Origin of the sequence: Acinetobacter sp. TWP2-2-3, assembly GCF_049896445.1 — a bacterium.
Lineage (GTDB): Bacteria > Pseudomonadota > Gammaproteobacteria > Pseudomonadales > Moraxellaceae > Acinetobacter.
Map to the genome: position 1 here is coordinate 33,534 of NZ_JAFCUI010000012.1, position 22,225 is coordinate 55,758.

The 22,225-nt window shown below is 45.5% G+C and carries 18 protein-coding genes and 1 tRNA gene; 8 read left to right on the top strand and 11 right to left on the bottom strand.

Features of this window, described 5'->3' with window-relative positions:
• The first annotated feature begins 4 nt into the window (after nt 1-4).
• The 4 genes from ACP7AK_RS13435 to ACP7AK_RS13450 all read left to right on the top strand — a co-directional run bounded on the left by ACP7AK_RS13435 (nt 5) and on the right by ACP7AK_RS13450 (nt 5,345).
• Nucleotides 5-823 carry a 3'-5' exonuclease gene (locus ACP7AK_RS13435; protein WP_425880107.1) on the top strand — a complete coding sequence of 273 codons (819 nt, stop codon included), beginning with the start codon at nt 5-7 and terminating at the stop codon, nt 821-823.
• Nucleotides 824-829: 6 nt separating this feature from the next.
• Nucleotides 830-2,218 carry a 23S rRNA (uracil(1939)-C(5))-methyltransferase RlmD gene (rlmD, locus tag ACP7AK_RS13440; RefSeq protein ID WP_425880108.1) on the top strand — a complete coding sequence of 463 codons (1,389 nt, stop codon included), beginning with the start codon at nt 830-832 and terminating at the stop codon, nt 2,216-2,218.
• A gap of 32 nt (nt 2,219-2,250) precedes the next feature.
• A complete protein-coding gene (locus ACP7AK_RS13445) occupies nt 2,251-4,560 on the top strand; it encodes a RelA/SpoT family protein (RefSeq protein ID WP_005106083.1) in 2,310 nt (769 codons plus the stop codon).
• Nucleotides 4,561-4,661: 101 nt separating this feature from the next.
• On the top strand, nt 4,662-5,345 hold the full coding sequence (locus ACP7AK_RS13450; protein ID WP_222112429.1) for a hypothetical protein: 684 nt from the start codon (nt 4,662-4,664) through the stop codon (nt 5,343-5,345).
• Nucleotides 5,346-5,369: 24 nt separating this feature from the next.
• Here ACP7AK_RS13450 and secF read toward each other — a convergent pair whose 3' ends face one another.
• From secF to queA, 8 genes are all read right to left on the bottom strand, one after another.
• Nucleotides 5,370-6,344 carry a protein translocase subunit SecF gene (secF, locus tag ACP7AK_RS13455; RefSeq protein WP_425880117.1) on the bottom strand — a complete coding sequence of 325 codons (975 nt, stop codon included), beginning with the start codon at nt 6,342-6,344 and terminating at the stop codon, nt 5,370-5,372.
• 8 nt (nt 6,345-6,352) lie between these two features.
• A complete protein-coding gene (secD, locus tag ACP7AK_RS13460) occupies nt 6,353-8,251 on the bottom strand; it encodes a protein translocase subunit SecD (RefSeq protein ID WP_004281655.1) in 1,899 nt (632 codons plus the stop codon).
• Nucleotides 8,252-8,302: 51 nt separating this feature from the next.
• Nucleotides 8,303-8,632, bottom strand: a complete 330-nt coding sequence (gene yajC, locus ACP7AK_RS13465; RefSeq protein WP_004645158.1) for a preprotein translocase subunit YajC — start codon at nt 8,630-8,632, stop codon at nt 8,303-8,305.
• A 100-nt stretch (nt 8,633-8,732) separates the two neighbouring features.
• Complete coding sequence (gene tgt, locus ACP7AK_RS13470; protein ID WP_005252828.1) at nt 8,733-9,863, bottom strand: tRNA guanosine(34) transglycosylase Tgt; 1,131 nt, start codon at nt 9,861-9,863, stop codon at nt 8,733-8,735.
• Between the two features lie 130 nt (nt 9,864-9,993).
• Nucleotides 9,994-10,836 (bottom strand): DUF4303 domain-containing protein, encoded by an 843-nt coding sequence (locus ACP7AK_RS13475; RefSeq protein WP_425880109.1) that lies wholly within the window; start codon nt 10,834-10,836, stop codon nt 9,994-9,996.
• Between the two features lie 113 nt (nt 10,837-10,949).
• Complete coding sequence (locus tag ACP7AK_RS13480; protein WP_425880110.1) at nt 10,950-11,519, bottom strand: LemA family protein; 570 nt, start codon at nt 11,517-11,519, stop codon at nt 10,950-10,952.
• A gap of 49 nt (nt 11,520-11,568) precedes the next feature.
• Nucleotides 11,569-12,597, bottom strand: a complete 1,029-nt coding sequence (locus ACP7AK_RS13485; RefSeq protein WP_425880111.1) for a hypothetical protein — start codon at nt 12,595-12,597, stop codon at nt 11,569-11,571.
• A 16-nt stretch (nt 12,598-12,613) separates the two neighbouring features.
• On the bottom strand, nt 12,614-13,648 hold the full coding sequence (queA, locus tag ACP7AK_RS13490; protein ID WP_005248041.1) for a tRNA preQ1(34) S-adenosylmethionine ribosyltransferase-isomerase QueA: 1,035 nt from the start codon (nt 13,646-13,648) through the stop codon (nt 12,614-12,616).
• 167 nt (nt 13,649-13,815) lie between these two features.
• On the opposite strand from queA, the gene ACP7AK_RS13495 reads away from it, so the two are divergent.
• A tRNA-Leu gene (locus ACP7AK_RS13495) sits at nt 13,816-13,902 on the top strand.
• A gap of 252 nt (nt 13,903-14,154) precedes the next feature.
• Here the strand turns inward: ACP7AK_RS13495 and ACP7AK_RS13500 are convergent.
• Nucleotides 14,155-16,386 carry an NADP-dependent isocitrate dehydrogenase gene (locus ACP7AK_RS13500; RefSeq protein WP_114541831.1) on the bottom strand — a complete coding sequence of 744 codons (2,232 nt, stop codon included), beginning with the start codon at nt 16,384-16,386 and terminating at the stop codon, nt 14,155-14,157.
• Nucleotides 16,387-16,870: 484 nt separating this feature from the next.
• Between ACP7AK_RS13500 and ACP7AK_RS13505 the strand changes: the two genes are divergently transcribed.
• Both ACP7AK_RS13505 and ACP7AK_RS13510 read left to right on the top strand, forming a co-directional pair.
• The gene (locus tag ACP7AK_RS13505) at nt 16,871-17,380 is read left to right on the top strand and encodes a DUF1543 domain-containing protein (protein WP_420937630.1); all 510 of its coding nucleotides are present in this window, start codon (nt 16,871-16,873) and stop codon (nt 17,378-17,380) included.
• Nucleotides 17,381-17,517: 137 nt separating this feature from the next.
• Nucleotides 17,518-18,510, top strand: coding sequence for a DUF2804 domain-containing protein (locus ACP7AK_RS13510; protein WP_213686886.1), 993 nt, complete (start codon nt 17,518-17,520; stop codon nt 18,508-18,510).
• A gap of 62 nt (nt 18,511-18,572) precedes the next feature.
• On the opposite strand, the gene ACP7AK_RS13515 is transcribed toward ACP7AK_RS13510, so the two are convergent.
• Entirely contained in the window at nt 18,573-19,451 is an 879-nt protein-coding gene (locus tag ACP7AK_RS13515; protein WP_425880112.1) for a metal-dependent hydrolase, read from the bottom strand.
• Between the two features lie 157 nt (nt 19,452-19,608).
• Between ACP7AK_RS13515 and ACP7AK_RS13520 the strand changes: the two genes are divergently transcribed.
• Nucleotides 19,609-20,631 carry an AraC family transcriptional regulator ligand-binding domain-containing protein gene (locus ACP7AK_RS13520; RefSeq protein WP_425880118.1) on the top strand — a complete coding sequence of 341 codons (1,023 nt, stop codon included), beginning with the start codon at nt 19,609-19,611 and terminating at the stop codon, nt 20,629-20,631.
• Between the two features lie 48 nt (nt 20,632-20,679).
• On the opposite strand, the gene ACP7AK_RS13525 is transcribed toward ACP7AK_RS13520, so the two are convergent.
• Nucleotides 20,680-22,014 (bottom strand): Na+/H+ antiporter NhaC family protein, encoded by a 1,335-nt coding sequence (locus tag ACP7AK_RS13525; protein ID WP_425880113.1) that lies wholly within the window; start codon nt 22,012-22,014, stop codon nt 20,680-20,682.
• Nucleotides 22,015-22,225 lie beyond the last annotated feature (211 nt).

Genomic DNA, 22,225 nt, shown 5'->3' on the forward strand with positions numbered 1-22,225 from the left:
TTTTATGCGCCTGCCTGTTTTAACTTTCGATATTGAAACCCAAACCGATCTCAAATCAGGCGCGCATCTGTTTGGTCTGGACCTGCCCGAAGCAGATCTGGATCAGGCCCTGACCAAATTACGCCGTCAGGATTCAGGCTCTGATTTTCAGCGTTTACCGCTGCATGAAATTGTCTGTATTTCCGGTTTATGGATGGATGAACAGGGTATAAAGCTGTTTTCCTTTAGTCGAGAACAGCATTCTGAAGCAGAAATTTTGAAAAAATTCTTGTCCATTTTTGACAAGCGACATCCGACTCTAGTGAGTTGGAATGGCTCACAGTTTGATTTACCAGTAATTTTATACCGCGCCATGTATCATGGACTCTCTGCACCGAGTCTGTTCGATCAGGGCGAAATTGATACGCAAAAGCGTTATAATAACTACCAGAATCGTTACCATCATCGTCATGTTGACCTGATGGATGTGATGGCCATGTTTCATGCCCGTCATTTCCAGAAGCTGGATGATGTTGCACATTTGCTGGGTTATCCAGGCAAGCGCGGTGACGGAGCCTATCGGGTTCCGGAATATGTCCGCAATCAGCAATGGACCGAACTGACGTCTTATTGTGAAGGTGATGTCCTGAATACCTGGCTGGTGTATATCCGCTGGTTGCTGTTAAAAGGCCAGCTGTTACTGCCGGATTATCAGCATCTGCTGCAAAGCACGATTCAATATTTGCAGACTCAACCGCAGCATGCGGACTTTTTATCAGTTTGGCGTGAGACTTCGCAACGAACTGAATTTACCCAATTTGATTTTCCCATCTCCATACCCTAGGTTTTCATGAAACATCGAGCACAAGCACGTCCTATCCAGCAACCCGAGTACATTTTTCAGGTTGAGTCACTATCGCATGAGGGACGTGGTATCGCTCATTATGGTTCACATCCGGATCATCCGCAGCATAAACATGGTAAGAAAGTCTTTATCCGTTATGCCTTGCCGGGTGAAACCGTGCGTGCCCGCATTACCCGTGAAGTTAAAAAACTCGAAGAAGCCGACAGTCTTGAATTGTTGAGCGACGCTTCCGAGATTCGCGTGAAGCCGGTGTGTCCGCATTTTGGGATCTGTGGTGGCTGTAATATGCAGCATATCGCTGCGGATGCGCAGATTGAACTGAAACAGAATGTGCTGAAATCGCATCTACAGCATTTTGCTGGAATCCAGCCTGATCAATGGCTACCGCCTTTACGTTCACAACGTGAAGATTATCGCCGTAAAGCCCGGATTGGGGTGCGTTATCTACCTTCCAAGGATCAGCTGGTGGTGGGTTTTCGTGAGAATCAGTCCAACAAACTGACACCGATTGATCGCTGTATGATCTTGGATCGCGAGTTTGGCTCGGTTACACGTCTTAAACAATTGCTGCAAGGTCTGAATGGTAAGGCCGACATCGGTCATATAGAATTGGCCATGGGGGATCAGGACATTGCGCTGCTGGTGCGTGAAACTGCAAAATTATCTGCCGATGATGTCAACCAATTGCGCGAATTTACGTTACAGAAAGGCTGGCAACTGTATCTGCAGCCTGTTGGCAAAGAAACGCTTTCGCGAATAGATGATACAGAAGCATCTGCACGCTTACACTATGGTCTTGATGACTTTGATGTGAAATTCGGCTTTAATCCTCTGGACTTTACTCAGGTAAATTCAAGCATCAATCCGCAAATGGTACGATTGGCATGTGATTTGCTACAACTGCAACAGGGTGAACGGGTTCTGGATCTCTTTTGTGGATTAGGAAACTTTTCCTTACCTCTTGCGCGCTGTGTTGGTGCGTCGGGTCAGGTGATTGCGGTCGAGGGAAGTGATGAAATGGTTCGACGTGGTGCGGAAAATGCCAAAAACAATGGTATTGCACAAATATCGTTCTATTCACAAGATTTAACCAAAGATTTCTCGCACCACACTTGGGCAAATCAAGGTTTTGATGCATTATTAATCGACCCGCCACGTGCCGGGGCAGAAGAAGTGATGCATTATATCCCTCAGTTTGGAGCTAAAAGAATCGTTTATGTGTCATGTAATCCTGCGACACTCGCCAGAGATGCAGGACTCTTGGTACAACAGGGCTATCGTCTCACCCAAGCGGGCGTGATGGATATGTTTACACATACTGGACATGTTGAATCAATCGCATTGTTCGAAAAAGAAAATCAAATAAACGATTAAAGAAATGATGTTTTTAAAAGTAGGAGACGGGTATGGTCACAGTACGTGAGCAACTCCCTGGACGACTCAATGAGTTGTCACAGGAGACGACTGTAGAACATGCCGAACAAGCACACCAGGATCTGACTGAATGGTTGGATCGGGTTCGTGGCATATTAGATGGCGCACCTTTAACGCAGCTCGAAGAAGTCGCCCACTTAACATTAGAAAGAGAGCTGCAAAGTACGGTTCAGCACCGCTCCAATACCTTTTATACTGGTATTGAAATGGCGGATATTCTGGCGCATCTGCATGTCGATGAAGATACTTTGTCCGCAGCCATGCTGTATCGTGCTGTTCGTGAAGGCGTCATGCCACTCAGTGAAGTATTGGAACAGTTCGGCGAACAGGTGCATAGCCTGGTCAAAGGTACGCTTGCCATGGGTAAGCTGTCTGAGCTGATCGAAAAAAATAAACGCCTGGAAGATCATTTCAATAATAACCAGCGTGAACATCTGTCTGGCATTTACAAAATGCTGATCTCGGTCACCGAAGATGTACGTGTCGTTCTGGTCAAGCTGGCCGAACGTACCTATGCCTTGCGTGAACTGGCCAATTCCTCGCGTGAGCGTCAGGAACGGGTGGCCCGAGAAATTCTGACCATTTACTCGCCACTGGCACACCGCTTGGGCATTGCTCAGTTGAAGTGGGAGCTGGAAGATCTGGCTTTCCGTTATCTTGCGCCGGAACGTTATAAAGAAATTGCTTCCTTACTGAATGAAAAGCGTCTGGAGCGTGAACAGTATATTCAGTTTGTGATTGATAAATTACGCAATGAATTGGCTGAGCATGGCATCGAAGCTGAAATTAATGGCCGGGTGAAGCACATTTATTCGATTTATCGAAAAATGAAAAGCAAGAACCTGAGCTTTGACCAGCTCTATGATATTCGTGCTTTACGGGTACTGGTGAAAAGTGTGCCGGAGTGTTATCACACTTTAGGTATTGTGCATCAGATCTGGCGCCATATTCCGCATCAGTTTGATGATTACATTACCAATCCCAAAGCCAATGGTTATCGTTCTTTACATACTGCGGTGATTGCCGAGAACAAGTCACTTGAAGTGCAGATTCGTACTCATGCAATGCATGACGAAGCTGAACTTGGGGTGTGTTCACACTTTAATTATAAAGAAGGCGCGAAAACCACAGATCGCTCCTTTAACCATCGTCTGCATTCCTTGCGTGCGGTACTTGAGCATTATCAAGAACGTAATGAAAGCAGTGCACATAAAGAATCTGAAGATGAAATAGAGAATTTTGAGCATATTCAAGATTTTGAAGGCTTTGAAAAGATCTATGTGTTTAGCCGTGATGGCGATATCAAAGAGCTGCCGCGTGATTCGACCGTGCTCGACTTTGCGTATCATGTACATACCGAGGTCGGGAACAAGTGCTATGCCGCACGGGTGAATCAGCGCTATGTGCCGCTGACCTACACTCTGAAAACTGGTGAACAGGTTGAAATTCTGACCAAAAAAGACCGGGAACCGAACCGGGACTGGCTGGTTAATTCGCTGGGTTATATCAAGACTGCCCGTGCGCGAGATAAGTTGCGTCACTGGTTCCGTCAACAGGATCGCAGCAAGAACCTGGAAGTCGGCCGTGAAGTACTGAACAAAGAATTGTCACGTCTGGCAATTCATCCGAAATCGATTGATCTGAGTGATTATTGCAACCACTTCAATGTCAAAACCGGTGATGACATTCTGGTGAATCTGGTCAATGGCGATATCAGCTTGCATGCTCTGATTAATCAGGTGAACCGCCATATGCATCTGGATCAGGACGAACCTGAACTGGTGCTAAAACCTGCCCTGAACCCGCGTGCCAGTCATACGCTGTCAGCGCACGGGATTCTGATCGACGGTCTGGATAACGTGGAATTGCATGTCGCGCAATGTTGCCAACCGGTGCATGGTGAGTCAATTGCAGGTTATATCACTCTGAATCGGGGGGTGAGCATTCATAAGGTCGCTTGTCCGGACTATGTGCGTATGATTTCTCAAGAGCCTGAGCGTGCGGTAGAAGCCGATTGGGAAATGCAGCCGACTCGCGGTCAGAGCGTACAGATTGTGGTGGAAGCTTATGATCGACGCGGTTTGCTCAAAGATCTGACGCAAGTGATTTTCTCGGATCAGATCAATATCCGCCAGGTGAATACCATTTCGGAAGCGGATGGTATTGCCAATATGAAGCTGTTGATTGAAGTCAAAGGTTTGGCACAACTTTCCAAGCTATTGGCCCGTCTAGAACAGCAGCCGGGAATTATCAGCGCGCGCCGTCTGGTACAGGGCACTTAATTGCTCTTATGTAAGTTTAAAAAGCCTGCAATTCAATTGCGGGCTTTTTTATTGTAAGGTATTTAAATTACATGCATAAAAAAATAGACCAACAGACCGAGATGAGCGCGACTGAAATATTTGAACGTAGACGAAATAATCTGGCCAAGGTCATTGATCTGCTGATCGAGACACAGCAATTTAAAACTGGCAAAGAAATCTGTGAGCATTTCGGTTTGTCAGCCTCATATATTGCGCAATTACTGAATAGCAAACGTCAGATCGGGGAGAAGGCAGCAAGGGAACTGGAACAACAACTGGGTCTAGATGTGCTCATTCTAGATCAGTCGACTGAACCAAAAGTTGAATTATCTCCAATTCCAGCGCAAGGTGTACTGTTGCAAATGCAGGTGGTGCAACAGCAGGCATTCGCACTTATCTCCTTGGATTCAGCGCTCTCATTCAATCAGGATATTTTTCATCTGCAAGCACAGCATTATGCGATTTGGGTAGCAGGGCCGTATTATTTTCCCAGCTTAAAACCGGGCTGGTGGCTGGTTTGTGACAAACAGGCCGAGTTATCCACTGCAGGCATACTCTGTGTGTATCTGCTCAATGGCTTGCAGCTCATTTTGCAACTGGTCAGTGAAACTCAGGATCATTATGAATTTCAAAGTCTGGATGAAAGCAGAAAGGTGGTTTTCCAGAAAACTGATATTGAGAAAATCCATCCAGTCATTGCGATTATTCCCGCTGCCACATATTCAAACGGCAGAAATAATTCAGCCCATCATAAGACGGGCTGAACGATGAACATGAAACAGAACAGATTATGGAATCTGGTTCTCGTCTTCAAATTCTGGTTTCACCTGAACAATAAAGTCCTGACGGTTTAGACCACGCCACAAGGCAAAGGCCGTACCGATATAGATGGACGAATAGGTCCCGACAAAGACACCAACAAACATCGCGATCGAGAACCATTTCAGACCATCGCCGCCCATCAGCATCATGGCAAGCACCACCAGCAATAAGGTCATAGAGGTATGAATGGTACGACGCAGCGTTTCAGTCAGGGCAATGTTAATGATTTCGACCGGTTCTGCACCACGAATCTTACGGAAGTTCTCACGGATACGGTCAGAGACCACGATATTATCGTTCAGTGAGAAACCGATGATTGCCAGTAATGCTGCCAGTACCGTGAGGTCAAATGGCCACTGCATCATCGCAAAAATCCCGAGGGTGACGACAATATCATGGAATAGCGACAAGACCGCGCCGATCGCCAGTTTGAACTCGAAGCGGATGGTGACATAGACCAGCATCAGCAGGAGCGCCAATGCCACAGCACCGCCAGAACGGACATAGAGCTCATTACCGACCTGGCCACCGACGACATCGACCTTCGGTACTTCTGCCGCATTATTTGGCAGTTGCACCGCTGCTGTAACCGCTTTGGTCAGGTCTTCAGCTTCGATGTCTTCCTGAACCGGCATACGCACCATCAGGTCACGTTCAGAACCTAAAGTTTGCACCACAGCATCATTAAAGCCTGCCTGGCTCAATGCCTGGGAGACATCTTCAGGTTTGACCGGATTGGTATAGTTGAGTTCGGCTGCCACACCACCGGTAAAGTCCAAACCAAGGTTCAGGCCTTTGGTGGCAATAAAGAAGATACTCGCAACGGTTAGGATGATTGAAAACAATGCCGCAGGCATCGCAATCTTCATAAACGGAATAATGCGTTCGTCTTCCGGGCGACCGTACTGTTTTTGATTCAGTTGAGTATTTTCAGTCATCAGTGATCTCCTTAAATGCTCAACTTTTTCAAGTTACGTTTTTTGCCATAAATGAGCTGTACCACGGCACGCGTTACTGTAATGGCAGTAAACATCGAGCAGACAATACCAATCATCAGGGTTACGGCAAAGCCTTTGATCGGACCTGTACCAATCGCGAACAGAATGAACGCCACCAGGAATGTGGTCAAGTTCGAGTCGAAAATGGTGTTATAGGCACGATCATAACCGGCCACAATCGCCTGTTTTGGCGAAGCTCCCCATTTCATTTCTTCCCGTATTCGTTCACAGATCAGTACGTTGGCATCGACCGCCATACCGATGGTAATGACGATACCGGCAATACCCGGAAGGGTAAGGGAAGCGCCAATCCAAGACATGACTGTCAGAATCATCGCCAGGTTAAAGACCAGTGCAAAGTTGGCAATCACACCAAACACACGGAAGAACACCACCATCCAGATGGCAACCAGAAGGAAACCGATCTGAGTTGAAAGTACACCTTTGTCGATGTTCTCTTGACCCAGACTTGGACCAATCACACGTTCTTCAACAAAATACATTGGTGCAGCCAACGCACCTGCACGCAGCATCAAGGCAAGTTCAGCAGCTTCTTGCGGTGAGTCCAGACCGGTAATACGGAACTGAGAGCCCAGTACTGCCTGAATGGTTGCAGCGTTAATTACTACAGACTCAGTATATGGTGTACGAACTTCAGTCTGAGTGCCGGTCGCAGGATCTTCCACATAATTAATGCGTTGTTTGTTCTCGATGAACAAGACGGCCATACGTTTGCCGACCGCATTACGGGTCGCATCCGACATCAGTTTGCCGCCTGCGCTGTCCAAGGTAATGTTAACTTCAGCACCGCCTGTGTCTTGGCTAAAGCCACTTGATGCATTCTGAACACGTTCACCGGTTAAGATACGGTTACGGTTCAAGAGGAGCTGACGACCACTGTCCAGTGACTCATAAGCAAAGACTTCTGTGCCTGGTGGCAATGCACCCGTTGCCTGACCGGTATATGGATCAATATATTGATCATTCAGGTCAGACACCAGACGGAACTCGAGGTTCGCGGTACGACCTAAGACACGTTTCGCTTCAGCGGTATCCTGCACACCAGGAAGCTCAACCACAATACGGTTGCTGCCCTGAGTTTGAACCAGTGCTTCTGCCACACCTAACTCGTTAATACGGTTACGTAAAGTGGTCAAGTTCTGATTGACAGCATAAGATTCAATTTCTTGCTTACGCACATCAGTATAGTTTAGACGTAAGGTCGAACCGGTCTCGGTCGCAACAGCCTGCTGGGTAAACTCATTGCCATTACGGCGCAAGAAGTCCATCGTTGCAGAACGATCATCATTGTTGGCAAACTGCATCACAATGGTGTTGTTGCTTAAATTCAGGCTATTAAATTTCAGGTTGTTATCACGCAACTGACGACGTAGATCCGTCGCAGAGGTTTCCATGCGCTGGGAAATGGCCTTGTCCATATCCACTTCAAGCAAGAAGTGAACACCACCACGTAAATCCAGGCCAAGCTTCATTGGTTTGGCACCAATTTTTTGCAGCCATTCTGGGGTGGTCGGGGCAAGGTTCAGTGCAACCACGTAATCATCACCTAAACCACGACGTAAAGCCTCTTTGGCTTTAAGCTGTGATTCACTTGAATCTACACGTAATAAGGCTGCATTGTTGCCAAAGCTATTGTCATGGGTGGCAATATTTTCAGTTTTTAAAATTTGCTCTGCTTTTTGTACGATGCTTGCATCAATTTGAGTACCGGCTTTGGCACCCGAAATCTGTACAGCAGGTTCATCTGGATACAAACTTGGCAGGGCATATAAGGTACTGATCACCAGGACAACCAGGATCAGTACATATTTCCATGCTGGGTAACGCATTCGTTTTCTTCTTAAAATGAAAAAGTCGTGCGAGGGCACGACTATTTTTGATTAAAGGTTATTTAAAGTGCCTTCAGGGAGGACTGAAATCACACTTGCACGTTGAACTTTGACTTCTACACCACGGCTCAATTCAACCACTGCGAAGTCACCTTCAATCTTGGTGATTTTGCCCATTAATCCGCCTGCAAATACCACTTCACTGCCAACGCCAAGGCTGTCGACCAAAGCACGGTGTTCTTTGGCACGTTTAGATTGAGGACGCCAGATCAAGAAATAGAAGATTGCAATAAAAACAGCAATCATCAAAAGGTTCGCCATCATGCTTGGTTGTTGTGCAGCTTCACCTGCAGCGTGAGCAGTCGAAATAAAAAGGCTCATTACATTTTCCTAAAATAAAAAACTGGTGATCAACTCGATAATAAATTGATATATTCTTGCAATTTACATTGTCTTTTTCCTCAGCGCAAATACTGATGGATTAATCTTGCGGACAAGGTGGCACTTCCAGGCCACGGCGGGCATAAAAGTCATGAACAAATTCGTCAAATGTACCGTTGTCTAATGCATCACGCATCGCTTCAGTCAAACGCAGGTAATAGCGCAGATTATGAATCGTACCGAGCATAGAGCCGAGCATTTCTCCACATTTCTCAAGATGGAATAAATAGGCACGGGTAAAGTTCTGGCAGGTATAGCAGTCGCAATGCGGATCGAGTGGACTCTGGTCATGACGATATTTACTATTACGGATCCGCACCAAGCCGTCTGTCACAAAATAGTGACCGTTACGTGCATTTCGGGTTGGCATCACGCAGTCAAACATATCCACACCACGACGTACCGCTTCCACAATATCTTCAGGCTTGCCGACACCCATCAAATAACGCGGTTTGTCTGCAGGCATTTTTTCTGGAAGATAATCCAGTACCTTGATCATTTCCTCTTTTGGCTCACCAACGGACAGGCCGCCAATCGCATAACCATCAAAGTCGATTTCTAGCAGGCCTTTTAAAGATTCATCACGTAAATCTTCATACATGCCGCCTTGAATAATACCGAACAGCGCATTACGGTTTTTCAGCACGTCATGATGCTGGGTTTTACAGCGTTTGGCCCAGCGTAAAGAAAGTTGCAACGATTTTTGCGCTTCTTCATGCGTCGCAGGGTACGGGGTACATTCATCAAAAATCATTACAATGTCAGAGTTCAGCGTGTGCTGAATATCCATTGAAATTTCAGGAGATAAAAATACTTTTGAACCATCAATCGGCGAGCGGAAGGTCACACCTTCTTCTTTAATTTTACGCATTGCGCCCAGACTGAAGACCTGGAAGCCGCCTGAATCGGTCAAAATGGGACTATTCCATTTCATGAATCCGTGCAGGCCGCCATGTTCACGAATTACATCCAGTCCTGGACGTAGATACAAATGGAAAGTATTGCCCAGAATGACTTGAGATTTGATCTCTTTAATGTCGCGTGGTAACAGGCCCTTGACCGTACCATAAGTACCCACAGGCATGAACATCGGGGTTTCCACCACACCATGTTCAAGCGTTAAACGACCACGACGGGCACGGCCCGACTGACCTAATTTTTCAAACTTCATAGGAGTTCCACATCAAGGCGAAAAAACAGTTCGCTGATTGTTATAGCTAAAGGGCGCTATTTTCCTTGATTCTTACACTAAACGCCAGCATTGTAGAGCATTCGCTCTGTAATTTTATTTATCGCTGAAGCTAGAGAACATCCGGAGATATTGGCGGATGGGCAGAAAACTGCTGCAAGCGCTGCTGGATATCTTCCCGGTTAAAGGTGCAGCTGCCATCCGGCTCAGAGGCCATTGCAGCGATATGCTGGATCAGTTTCTGGATATAAATATTGCTATCGGCAAAGTAGGATTCCAAGGTCAGCAAATAGGCATCTTGTGCCACTTGCAAATAGTCATAAGGCTCCATCACCAGCATCTGCTCCAGATCAATCAGAATATCCTTGTCGTTTTGCGAGAGTTTCAAGCGTTTCTGCATGGCAGGTAAATGAGTAGTTTGTCTGGATGCCAGAAATTCTTGTAAATGAACATGGGCCGGATTAAGTGTCTGTGCAGATTGGCATTCAAATTCGACTTGGGTGGGCAGGCTCATGAAAAACATGATGCTATCCAGATCCAGACCATAGGCTTCAGAAAGACGATGTTTGGCCTGTTTAAAACTATCCAGCAATAACTCCAGATGCGTCGCGTGCAGCTGTTTGTGCTGTGCCAATACCGGATGGCCAAAGCTATGCTGGGTTTTAAAATAATCGGCCAGCAAGGTTTTAAAGGGGATGAGTCCTGAGTCGGGTGAAGTGTGGGCCCGATAACGCCATTTCTGGACATTCCAGCGATCCTGTTCCGCCAGATATTGCTGAGGATCTTCTGGATCTTTAAAAATACTACGTTCAGTCGAGATCGCCAGATTATCCAGCAGTAAAAATTCGTCAAAGACCAGACTACAGGCATAGATTTCATCATCCTGATAATGGTCGTATAACCGATAAAATTCCTCGACCAGCATCTGTTGCAAGTGCTCTAAATAATCCAGCATAATTTTTATTCTTTATTTTATAAGTTTTAGACAGATACAGCCGCATCCTTGGCTATTTTTATAATAAGTTAATGCGCCAAGGATGCAAAATTTTATCAGATCTTGCTGTTCACTCAGTGAAAGTTCGGACGGTAATCAAAATTCTGGGTCACGCTTTGATCACGGAAAGGCCGCACCACTTTTTTTCTGAGCAACATATTGTTAATGATGTTGTGTGGAAAAATCTGGATCTGGTTATTAAATAGCTCGACATTGCGATTATAAATGGTAATCGCAGCACCGACATTTTCATTCTGTTCTTCAATTTCAGCCATCATTTTCAGATAGATGTCATTGGCTTTCAGCTCCGGGTAATTTTCAATCACCACATTCAGGCTATGCATCAACTGTTTATTCAGGCTTTCAATGCGTTGTAACTGCCCAATATCGGCATCCTTGATATTCAGATTCACGATGTTCTGACGCAGTTCGGTGACTTTTTCAAGCGTACCTTTTTCAAAACTCGAGTATTGCTCGACCAGCGGTTGTAGCCCATCCAGAATTTTCAGTTTTTGCCGTTCATAACTGGCGACATCCGACCAGGCGCGAATCGTGGCGTTATGATGACGGACAATACTGTTGCGGATCATGATAATCGCGACAATCAGTGCCACAATGACCAAACATAAAATCAAAAATCCCATCCGAGATCTCCCCAAGCTATATCTATATTTAAAAAATGATGCGAAAAATTTATTTTAAAAACTGCAGCAGATCATGTTGTAAGTTTTCGAGCTGTTTTAATTTAAACGTTCTCAGGTGACCGCGCAATGTGGAAATATCGCTAATATTCTGCTGCTTGCTCGATACCTGAAATAAATCATGTGGCCCCAGATAGCACAGCATCTTGTTTTCCGGGTGAAACAGTAAATCACCCTGACGCTGTTCAAAAAAGTCGGCCAGTCGTAGGACAAAACCTGGACTGAGTAATTTGGCAGTTTGCAGCGGATCACTACCATAAAAGCTTAAGCGCTGATTGGTGCGAATATCGCTGCTGTGCCAGGGATGGCTATAAGGATAATAAAATTTCTTTCTGGAAGTCGTAACGGCCAGTCCCTGAATCTGGATATCAAACACAAACACGCCCCACAGGTCTTTATGAACCTGCATCAGTTTGACTGGCTGACCTTCCTTGTTTCGGGCCTGCACTTCATCAATATAGTGGTATTGGAAGAGTAGTACCTGATGTTGCTGGCCATTTTCGTCTTCCCAGACCGTGCTGGCATAACGTTGAATTTCATTACTCAACGAACCTTGATTGAATACTGGAAATAATTGTTTTAAATGCCGGATAAAGTGCAGGGGATTGAGTGGCATGGAAATATGCTGTGGCTGTTTTTGAAAGGCAAGCTGATATTTCTTGGCCAATGCCTGTTCTTCCAGAAAAGCAATGACTTCCTCTAAGGGCTGCTGCTGTTCATAGCAAATATAGGCCCAGAAGATGCAGAGACAGCCGAGGAAAACACTGCCCTGAATCCAGATATTTCCCGGCGCAATAAAAATGCTGCCAATCAGAAAAAGCCCAATTCCGGCAAGCGCGAGTGGCAGGTTATTTTCAAACTTGAGCGTAATCGGGCCATTCCAGGGATGCAATCCGTCTAGCAGTTCCTGATGTGTTTTTGCCTGTTGGCTCAGATCCCAAAGCCGAGCGATATTTTGAAACACCACTGCATTTTTCTTGCGGCGAATATGAATGGACTGTTGTACAGACTCGATCGGCATGGGCAATGGTTCTCGCTTATTTCGCCTGATCAATCAGCATGGCATCGCCATAACTGAAGAAGCGATACTGGCTGTCTACTGCATGCTTATAAGCATTGAGAATATTGTCACGATTGGACAAGGCAGACACAAGCATTAACAGGGTCGATTCTGGTAAATGGAAGTTAGTGATCAAACGATCGACCACTTTAAACTGATAACCCGGATAGATGAAAATCTGGGTATCACCTGTCCAGGCTGCCAGTTCACCGTTATGTGCTTGTGCTGCACTTTCGACTGCACGGGTGGCAGTCGTGCCTACAGAAATGACTTTATTACCGCGGGCTTTAGTCTGACGAATCATCTCGACCGCAGTTTCAGGGACGTCGCACCATTCGCTGTGCATGATGTGATTTTGAATATCATCGGTACGCACTGGCAGGAAAGTACCTGCACCAACATGTAGGGTCACAAAAGTTTTTTGAATCCCTTTGGCTTCCAATTTTGCCAACAGATCGGCATCAAAATGCAGGCTGGCAGTAGGTGCTGCAACGCTGGCCAGTTTGGTTGGGTCATTAAACACGGTTTGATAACGTTCAGTATCAATCTCTTCCGCTTCACGGTTGAAATAGGGCGGAATAGGGAGGGCGCCATATTTGTCTAAGACGTCTAAAATCGGCTGTGAAAATTCCACAATAAACAGATTTTCATGACGGCCTTGTACGGTCACTTTCACTGCATCCGGGCCAATAAAAAGTTCTGCACCGGCTTTCGGAGTGTTGCTGGCCTTAATATGACAATAGGCAATAAAGCGATCTTGCATACGCTCAACCAGCACTTCTACCGCACCGCCTGAAGCACGTTTACCTTTTAAACGGGCCTTCATGACTTTGGTGTCGTTTAATACCAACAAGTCGCCGTCTTCAAGTAAATCCAGAATATCGGTAAATTGATGGTCATGATATTGACCTTGGGCATCGAGGTGCAACAGGCGAGAGGCACTGCGTGTTTCCAGTGGGTAGCGAGCAATCAGCTCATCGGGGAGATCAAAATTAAAATCAGAAAGTTGCATGATGATTTACGCTAAAAAAACTGCGGCTAGTATAAACTTTTTTCTTTTTTATGGCGGGAATTGCTCGATTTTAAAACGAAAAAATGCGATTTGTTTTAAAAATAAACAAATGCAAATATTCTGCGTTGACAGTGCTGAGAAATCGCGTATTATACCTTTCATCCACTCCCGAGGTGGTGAAATTGGTAGACGCGGCGGACTCAAAATCCGCTGTCAGAGATGACGTGTCGGTTCGAGTCCGACCCTCGGGACCAAAATTCTAAAAAACCCCAAGCACATTCAGTCTTGGGGTTTTTTATTGCCTGAAAAATAATAACCTGTTTCTTTTTCTCTGCTCTTCAAAATTATCTGCTTGATTTAAAAGATAACTCGTGAAAATAACACTACATAGCATCGTTTAAAAAATAGATTACTTCAGTGATTGCGATGCATGAATCAGATATAAAAAAACCGGCGCCTAGACGCCGGTTTTTCTACATTACTGACTCAGTCAGTTTTGCAAAAGCTTAGATCGTTTCAAGCGCTGCATTCAAAGTTGCACTTGGACGCATCACTGCATTTACTTTCTCTTGATCAACTGCGTAGTAACCGCCGATGTCTACTGATTTGCCTTGAACTGCTGCAAGCTCAGCAACGATTTTCTCTTCATTTTCAGCTAAAGTTTTTGCAAGTGGTGCAAATTTCGCTTTCAATTCAGCATTTTCGTCTTGAGCAGCAAGTTCTTCAGCCCAGAATTTCGCCAGGTAGAAATGGCTACCACGGTTGTCCAATTCGCCAGTACGACGAGAAGGAGACTTGTCGTTATCTAGCAATTTACCAGTCGCTTGGTCTAAAGTTTTAGCAAGTAACTTGATGTCGTCATTGCCTTCTTTAATACCCATTTCTTCTAAAGATACCGCCAACGCCATGAATTCACCGAGTGAATCCCAACGTAAGTGGTTTTCTTCAACTAACTGCTGTACGTGCTTAGGAGCAGAACCGCCTGCACCTGTTTCGTACATGCCACCACCTGCCATTAATGGCACGATTGACAACATTTTCGCAGATGTACCCAATTCCATGATCGGGAACAAGTCAGTCAGGTAGTCACGCAGGATGTTACCTGTTACAGAAATAGTATCTAGACCGCGAGCAACACGTTCAAGCGTATAACGCATTGCACGTACTTGTGACATGATCTGGATGTCAAGACCAGTGGTGTCATGATCTTTCAGGTATTTTTCAACTTTCTTGATCAGTTCGTTTTCGTGTGGACGGTACGGGTCAAGCCAGAAGATTGCCGGCATGCCAGAGTTGCGTGCACGAGTAACTGCAAGTTTTACCCAGTCGCGGATCGGTGCGTCTTTCACCTGACACATACGCCAGATATCGCCTTCTTCCACGTTTTGTGACATCAACACTTCACCAGTTTCAAGATCAACGATGTTTGCAACACCGGCTTCAGAGATCTCGAAAGTCTTGTCATGTGAACCGTATTCTTCAGCTTTTTGTGCCATCAAACCAACGTTCGGTACAGTACCCATGGTTTTTGGATCAAAATTACCATTCCACTTACAGAAATTGATCATTTCCTGGTAAATACGCGCGAATGTAGATTCAGGCATAACTGCTTTACAGTCGTAAGGTTTGCCATCAGCGCCCCACATTTTACCGCCACCACGGATCATGGCAGGCATAGAAGCATCTACAATGACGTCGTTAGGAGAGTGGAAGTTAGTGATGCCTTTTGCTGAATCAACCATCGCCAGTGCTGGACGGTGTTCTTGACAAGCGTGCAGGTCACGGATGATTTCTTCACGTTGAGAAGTTGGAAGTGTCTCGATCTTCTCGTAAAGACCGGCCATACCGTTATTGACATTAATGCCAAGCTCATCAAAAAGCTTGCCATGTTTTTCGAATGCTTCTTTGTAGTAGATTCTTACACAGTGACCAAATACGATTGGGTGAGACACCTTCATCATGGTCGCTTTAACGTGTAAAGAGAACAGGATGCCTGCTTCACGACAGTCTTCAAGTTCTTTCTCGTAGAAGTCGCAAAGTGCTTTCTTGCTCATGAACATTGAGTCGATGATTTCGCCGTCTTGAAGCGCAACTTTTGGCTTAAGAACAATGGTTTCACCAGACTTGGTGATCAATTCCATTTTCACATCACGGGCGCGGTCTAAAGTCATCGACTTTTCGCCGTGGTAGAAGTCACCTTCGTCCATGTGTGAAACGTGAGTTTGAGACCACTGTTTCCACTCGCTCATAGAATGAGGGTGTTTTTTCACGTAGTTTTTAACGGCAGCAGGTGCACGACGATCTGAGTTACCTTCACGTAGAACAGGGTTTACTGCTGAACCAAGACATTTGCTATAACGTGCCTTGATTGCTTTTTCTTCTTCAGTGGTCGGGTTTTCAGGATAGTCAGGGATTGCATAGCCTTTAGACTGAAGTTCCTTGATACACGCTGTTAGCTGGCCAACAGAAGCACTGATATTTGGGAGTTTGATAATGTTCGTGTCTGGATCTTGTGTAAGACGACCTAGCTCAGCTAGAGTGTCAGGCACCTTTTGCTCTTCGCTTAGGTAATCTGTAAATTCGGAGAGCACGCGCACAGCTACAGAGATGTCACTTTTGACGATCTCAACGCCAGCTGGCTTAGTAAAGGTCTCAATGATCGGCAGCAGAGAATAAGTCGCCAGTAATGGCGCCTCGTCGGTCAGTGTGTAAATGATAGTTGACTTTCCACCAGCCATATATAGCCCCTTGCGTTGGATTGAGTTTCTGAGGACCGAACTTTTGGCCCAGCCTCTTTGAACCGATTTGCTTAAATAAAAACATTGAGAGTATCGTCTTTCAGCGCATTTCAGTCAACGAAATATGCCTTTAGATTGAAATTTGGGCGAAAATTTATACAGATTTGTGCGGTTTAGCCGTGTTTGTATTTTGTACAAAAAAATAATCCTCTATCGCTGTAAATCCTGATGAAAATGATCGGAAATGATTCGCTAGCCAATTGTATTCACTGAAAATGGTTTTTTGATCCTGACACAGGCTTAAACTGATCCTCGATATGGAGATGGATACCGAGTGACTGGATGCTGTTTTGCGCAAATTCAGTCAGGCTGATGATGCAAATTTGTCCTTGGCAGAGGGCTACATCATCATGGAATAGCTTTGCGCTATACTGGCAAGCATCAATGAAATGATCTTAAAGATTGACGCTAACAAGGAAATGTAATGCCCAGCTTGTTTATTGTGATGCTCGGTGGTCGTCATGCGCGTGCCAATACAGAAGTTCATGATGTGGTTTTGGCAATAGGAGAGAGTCTGGAAGATACCTATCCGCAATTGAAAAATGCCTGGTTTGCGGAACAGAAAGGTCTGCATATTGATGCCTGGGCGCAAATCAACGGGCTAGAGTTTGAAGGCAAGTCCTATGCGCTGCAATTTACTGATGCACAGCCACAGCAATCCGATGAAAAACTTTGGCTGATTAATCTGGGTGGTTATGATCCACGCGAATTTGGCGAGTTGCATCGTTATGTGCTGGTGGTTGCGCAGAATGCCATGGTCGCTAAACAGCGCGGTAAAGCTTACTTCGCCAGGCACTGGCAAAAACAGCATACTGACCGTGTTCTGGATGTAGATGACTGTATTGCCATCGATCAGGTTTATGGCCGCTACGTCCAACTGCTAGAGGGCAGCTTTAGTGGCAATCGCTGGGAAAATACCTATCTCACGATTTAAAGCAGTTTGCGATTGAATTAAACCTGCGGCTGGCTTGATGATTCGACAAGCGGTTTAAAAAACCTCTTTATCAAAATTTAATAATTGGCATAATACTGCCAAGGAAAAACAGTTTTGACTGAGATGGAATGTCTTAAATGGATTTAATTCAGGCAAATGGACAACCGCGTTATGGACGTTTTAAGGAGCTTCCAAAAAGTATTGACTATCAGGCATATCAATACAAAAATCCTTATGGTCATGTGCTGTCAGGCTGGCGCAAGCATCTAAAATATAAAAAATTCAAATTCTGTAGTATTCAGCATGAGCATTATACGATTGGACTGGCAATTGCCGATATTGCATGGGCAGGGCATGGTTTTGTCTATGTCTATAACCATATGACCAATGAAGTGTTGGAATGGAATGCGATTAATTTCCTGTCACGCAACACCGTGTTGGATGAACAGCCACTGTTTAATCATAGTTATTTCCATAATTCACCTTTTCAGATCGATATCCAGCATGCCAACGGCGTGCGTTATATCAATGTCAGCAAATATGGCGAGATTAAACTCAGTGCGCGAATTTTTTGTGCCGGAACTGATCCACTGAGTATGTGCAGTCCGACCGGCATAAATGGCTGGACTTATACCCAGAAATTAACCACCTTGGGCTGTGAAGGTTTTTTCATTAACAAGCAAGGTGAAACCATCCAGTTTAATGAACGCAGCTTTGCCTCTCTGGATGATACCTGCGGCTTTTTGCGCCCGGAAACCGCCTGGTTCTGGCTGTCCTGTAATTTCTGGGATCTGAACCAGAACCGGATTGGTATTAATCTGGCGTCAGGCGTAAATGAAAGCTTCGGTAACGAAAACTGTCTGTGGATCAATGGGAAAATTTATCCCTTGGCCGATGTGCTGTTTCAACAGGAATCGGAAAACCAATGGACGATTCAGTCGCTGGATGAAAGATTGAATCTGATGGTCAGCACAGGCTGGCGCCGTTATGAAAATCTCAACCTGCGTCTGGTCGGGAGCCAGTTTAGTCAGTGGCAAGCCAAGGTTTCCGGAACGATTCAGCAGGATGATCAGGAAATTATTTTACTAAATGAATATGCCTTGCTTGAACAGCATTATGCCAAATGGTAAAAGTGCAGGACATAAGACCTAATTTAAAAGCCTTCAATTTTGAAGGCTCTTTTGATTTGAGCTTAATCTTTGGCGGCCTGCCAGAAGGCTTCACCGGCCTGAATCGGGTCATTGGTTTCGGCTAAGGTTTTTACCCAGACATCATATTGCGCAATAACCGGATGCTGACTAGGATGGAAGTCTTTTTTAAACCAGTCCCGATATTGTGGGCCCATGCGGGTCAAGGTGCCGTTACGGCCAAACAACCAGGGCAGTCCTTTCAGGTTCATTTGCAGACGCTCTAAGACACTGAAGCCATCATGTTTCAGCATGACATTGGCGCGATAGGCGGTATAACTAAACATCAAAAATGTCGTACTGAGCAGGGTCATTTTGCGCATCCATTCAGGTGTTTTTGCGACCTCTTTCATCACGTCAAAAGCCACATCACGATGTTCCATTTCTTCAATGGCATGCCAGGCAAACATGGCACGAACAAAAGGATGGGCATCTCTTAACGTATCTTTCTGTCCAAAAAAAGTCTCGGCCATTAGCGCGGTCAAGTGTTCTGCCGCTGCCGTAGTTGCAATATTGAACTGTGCTGAACGATGTTTGAGGTCATAGGCGAACATATTATTTAAACGTTCGATAAAATCATCGACGGGCATGCCTTGTTCACGCATCAGCTGATTCATTTTTTCATGGGCAATGCCATGCTGTGCTTCCTGACGAATAAAATCTGCAACACGCTGCTGCAGTTCCGGGTCTGTGATCTGATTGCGAAACAGGCGCACGCTCTGAATAAAATAGCGCTCGCCATCAGGAAAGGTCAGGCTCAGGGCATCGAACATTCGGGTCAGAAAGGGATCGCCGCCCAACCAGTAGCGTGGAATTTCATCCAGTTTAAAATCAAGCTGGGTCCGTACTACGGGCTTTATCAAAGATTTTAATACTGCATTCATCTTGTACGTTCTTTTTTGTGACGATGCGAACAGTATGTCGGGGAATGCCGTAATTGTTTTGACAGCGCTTGCCAATTTTTATACATTTTATGCCAAATGAAAATAAAACTGCTCAGACTAAAGCAGGCAGCGAGAAGCGCGCATGCAAGAAATTTAAATATCCAATGGTTATATTCAGCTTTGGGCGACTTATCTGCGCAGTCTGCAAATTGAGCCTTTGGAAGCTGACTTTCTGCAAGATGTACATGAAGCGCTTGTTCCCCTGATTGATCAGCCTTTTGCCACACAAGTGCCTCTGGAATTATTGAATCAGCTTCTTTTAACAACCCGGCAGTATTTAAACTGTCCGCAGCTGATTTTCGAGATTGTACAAGTCATTCGCCCAGAGCATTTTGGTGTGCTCGGTTATATGGCTTCGCGCAGCAGCAGCGTTGCGGAAATGATTCGCCATATCATGCGTTTTCAGCGACTGGTGGTTGATGGCGGTGAGTTTGTACCTTTGCAGTTGAAGCAGCATGAACACAGTATTGAATTATACTGGGCCTATCTGGACGAAAAATATAATCTGCTAAATGAACTGACCATGGCCGCGATGGTGCAATTGGGACGCGTCATTTTGCAGGATCATCAACTGTTACTGCATTGTGTACGTTTTGCCCATGTGCCTGACATAGCGAAAATACATTATCAAAAGTTTTTTGCCAGTGAGGTGAGATTTTCTCAGGACTATTATGGCATAGAGCTGGATTTGCAAGGACTGGCACATCGGTCTGAGCAGGCAGATCCGATGCTGTTGCAGTTGCTGGTGCATCAGGCAGAACAGGCGATTGCCGCCAAGCCGCCCCTTGAGAATCATTTGGAACAGGCGCAGCAAATGATTGCCGAACAGCTGCGGACCCAGCATCAGGCCATTAAAGTTGAACAGCTTGCCCGGCAGTTGTTGATGTCGACACGTAGTTTGCAGCGCTTGTTCAGCACTCATGGCACTTCATTTAAAAAACTGCTGGAACAGCAGCGGATTAAACGTTGCGAGCTGTTGTTGCAGCAGGGATTAGGTCTGACCGAGATTGCCGAGCAGCTGGATTATTCTGATCAGTCGGCTTTGGCACGGGCCTATAAGGCAGCCACCGGACAGACCTTGTTAGAGCGAAAAAGGCAGTTACACAAAGCACGAAGCTGAAAAAAGCGACCGGTATCGGTCGCTTTTTTATTTTCGCAGGATGATGGATTAAGTGCTTGCTTTCACCTGAGGGAATCTAAACGCGATCGCAGCAATCGCAAAAATGGCCAGAATCCAGCAATAGTACACACCACCAATCAGTTCAACCGGCGAGATTTTTGCAATGGAACAGGCCAGTAGTAACTGTGCGCCATAGGGAATCAACCCTTGCACCACACAGGAGAAAATATCCATCAGTGCTGCAGAACGCTTAGGATCTACGCCGTATTCTTTGGCAACTTCACGTGCCATATCACCAGACAGAATAATCGCCACGGTATTATTGGCCACAAAGATATTCGAAAACACCACCAAAAAACTAATCCCGATTTCGCCGGCACGTTGCTTCCCAACTTTAAACAGACGGGTCAGGCTATAAATACGCTCGATCAGCCAGCGTAAACCACCTTCACGCTGCATGATCGCCGACAGGCCACCCAGAAACATCGACAATAACGCCACTTCAAACATGCCGACAAAGCCATCGTAAATTGAAGTATTCAGTTTGAGCAGATCGAATTCAGCTGTGGCAAATAGGCCAAACAAGCCGGAAAGTAGTACGCCAATGGTCAGTACAGCCAGAACGTGTAAACGGCTAAAGGCCAAAATAAATACGGCGATATAAGGTAAAACCAGAAGCCAGTTAAAATCCTTGTATTCCACCGCATTGCTACTGCCAGTACTCAATACGTAAATCAAAATAGTGACGATTGATGCAGGGACCGCAATCCAGACATTGACCCTGAACTTGTCACGCAGTTGTACGCGTTGGCTGGTGGTTGCCGCAATGGTGGTGTCCGAAATCATGGACAGGTTATCACCAAACATAGCACCGCCAACCACCGCACCAATCGCATAAATCACGTCAATATCGGTAACCTGGGTGAAACCAAAAGCGATCGGTGCGCAGGCCGCAATGGTACCCATGGAGGTACCCATCGCCGTGGCAATAAAGGCCGAGATCACAAATAACATCGGTAGAATAAATGTGGGTGGGATAACCGACAAGCCCATCTGCACGGTAGCATCCACACTGCCAATGGCGCTACTGACGCTGGCAAAGGCGCCGGCCAGCATAAACACCATAAACATCAGAATTAAGTTCGGATGACTGGCACCTCTGAGGAATTCCTCAATGCCCTGGTTGAGTTTGCCGCGATATACTAATGCAGCCAAGATAATCGCAGGCAGGGCAGCCACAGGCGCTTTCACCTGATAGAACGCGAACTCGGTTCCGATCAGGGAATGATAGATCCCGCTACCCAAAAATATGGTTAAAAATACAATAAGCGGCAGCAGTGCAATGGCGCGTGCCTGCACTGTAGCCTCAGAATCAGTCTGCATAGGAGATAAAAAAGTAAGAGAATAGGACTAGTATAAAGCAGGTTTTGCAATTTCAGAAAACTTTAAATGAATGCGCTAACATCTGCATTTTTATTAATTTTTATATGATAAAAATAAGTTTATCTAAATATTCAAGATTTTAGGTAATAGCAAAATTAGGCATCTTTGATCATTGTGAAAAAAATCAAAATAATCGTAAATAGACCCTTCC

Excerpts from the sequence above, each read along its gene's own strand:
- ACP7AK_RS13435 (WP_425880107.1), top strand. The coding sequence starts at position 5 with ATGCGCCTGCCTGTTTTAACTTTCGATATTGAAACCCAAACCGATCTC.
- rlmD (WP_425880108.1), top strand. The coding sequence starts at position 830 with ATGAAACATCGAGCACAAGCACGTCCTATCCAGCAACCCGAGTACATT.
- ACP7AK_RS13445 (WP_005106083.1), top strand. The coding sequence starts at position 2,251 with ATGGTCACAGTACGTGAGCAACTCCCTGGACGACTCAATGAGTTGTCA.
- ACP7AK_RS13450 (WP_222112429.1), top strand. The coding sequence starts at position 4,662 with ATGAGCGCGACTGAAATATTTGAACGTAGACGAAATAATCTGGCCAAG.
- secD (WP_004281655.1), bottom strand. The coding sequence starts at position 8,251 with ATGCGTTACCCAGCATGGAAATATGTACTGATCCTGGTTGTCCTGGTG.
- yajC (WP_004645158.1), bottom strand. The coding sequence starts at position 8,632 with ATGAGCCTTTTTATTTCGACTGCTCACGCTGCAGGTGAAGCTGCACAA.
- tgt (WP_005252828.1), bottom strand. The coding sequence starts at position 9,863 with ATGAAGTTTGAAAAATTAGGTCAGTCGGGCCGTGCCCGTCGTGGTCGT.
- ACP7AK_RS13475 (WP_425880109.1), bottom strand. The coding sequence starts at position 10,836 with ATGCTGGATTATTTAGAGCACTTGCAACAGATGCTGGTCGAGGAATTT.
- ACP7AK_RS13480 (WP_425880110.1), bottom strand. The coding sequence starts at position 11,519 with ATGGGATTTTTGATTTTATGTTTGGTCATTGTGGCACTGATTGTCGCG.
- ACP7AK_RS13485 (WP_425880111.1), bottom strand. The coding sequence starts at position 12,597 with ATGCCGATCGAGTCTGTACAACAGTCCATTCATATTCGCCGCAAGAAA.
- queA (WP_005248041.1), bottom strand. The coding sequence starts at position 13,648 with ATGCAACTTTCTGATTTTAATTTTGATCTCCCCGATGAGCTGATTGCT.
- ACP7AK_RS13500 (WP_114541831.1), bottom strand. The coding sequence starts at position 16,386 with ATGGCTGGTGGAAAGTCAACTATCATTTACACACTGACCGACGAGGCG.
- ACP7AK_RS13505 (WP_420937630.1), top strand. The coding sequence starts at position 16,871 with ATGCCCAGCTTGTTTATTGTGATGCTCGGTGGTCGTCATGCGCGTGCC.
- ACP7AK_RS13510 (WP_213686886.1), top strand. The coding sequence starts at position 17,518 with ATGGATTTAATTCAGGCAAATGGACAACCGCGTTATGGACGTTTTAAG.
- ACP7AK_RS13515 (WP_425880112.1), bottom strand. The coding sequence starts at position 19,451 with ATGAATGCAGTATTAAAATCTTTGATAAAGCCCGTAGTACGGACCCAG.
- ACP7AK_RS13525 (WP_425880113.1), bottom strand. The coding sequence starts at position 22,014 with ATGCAGACTGATTCTGAGGCTACAGTGCAGGCACGCGCCATTGCACTG.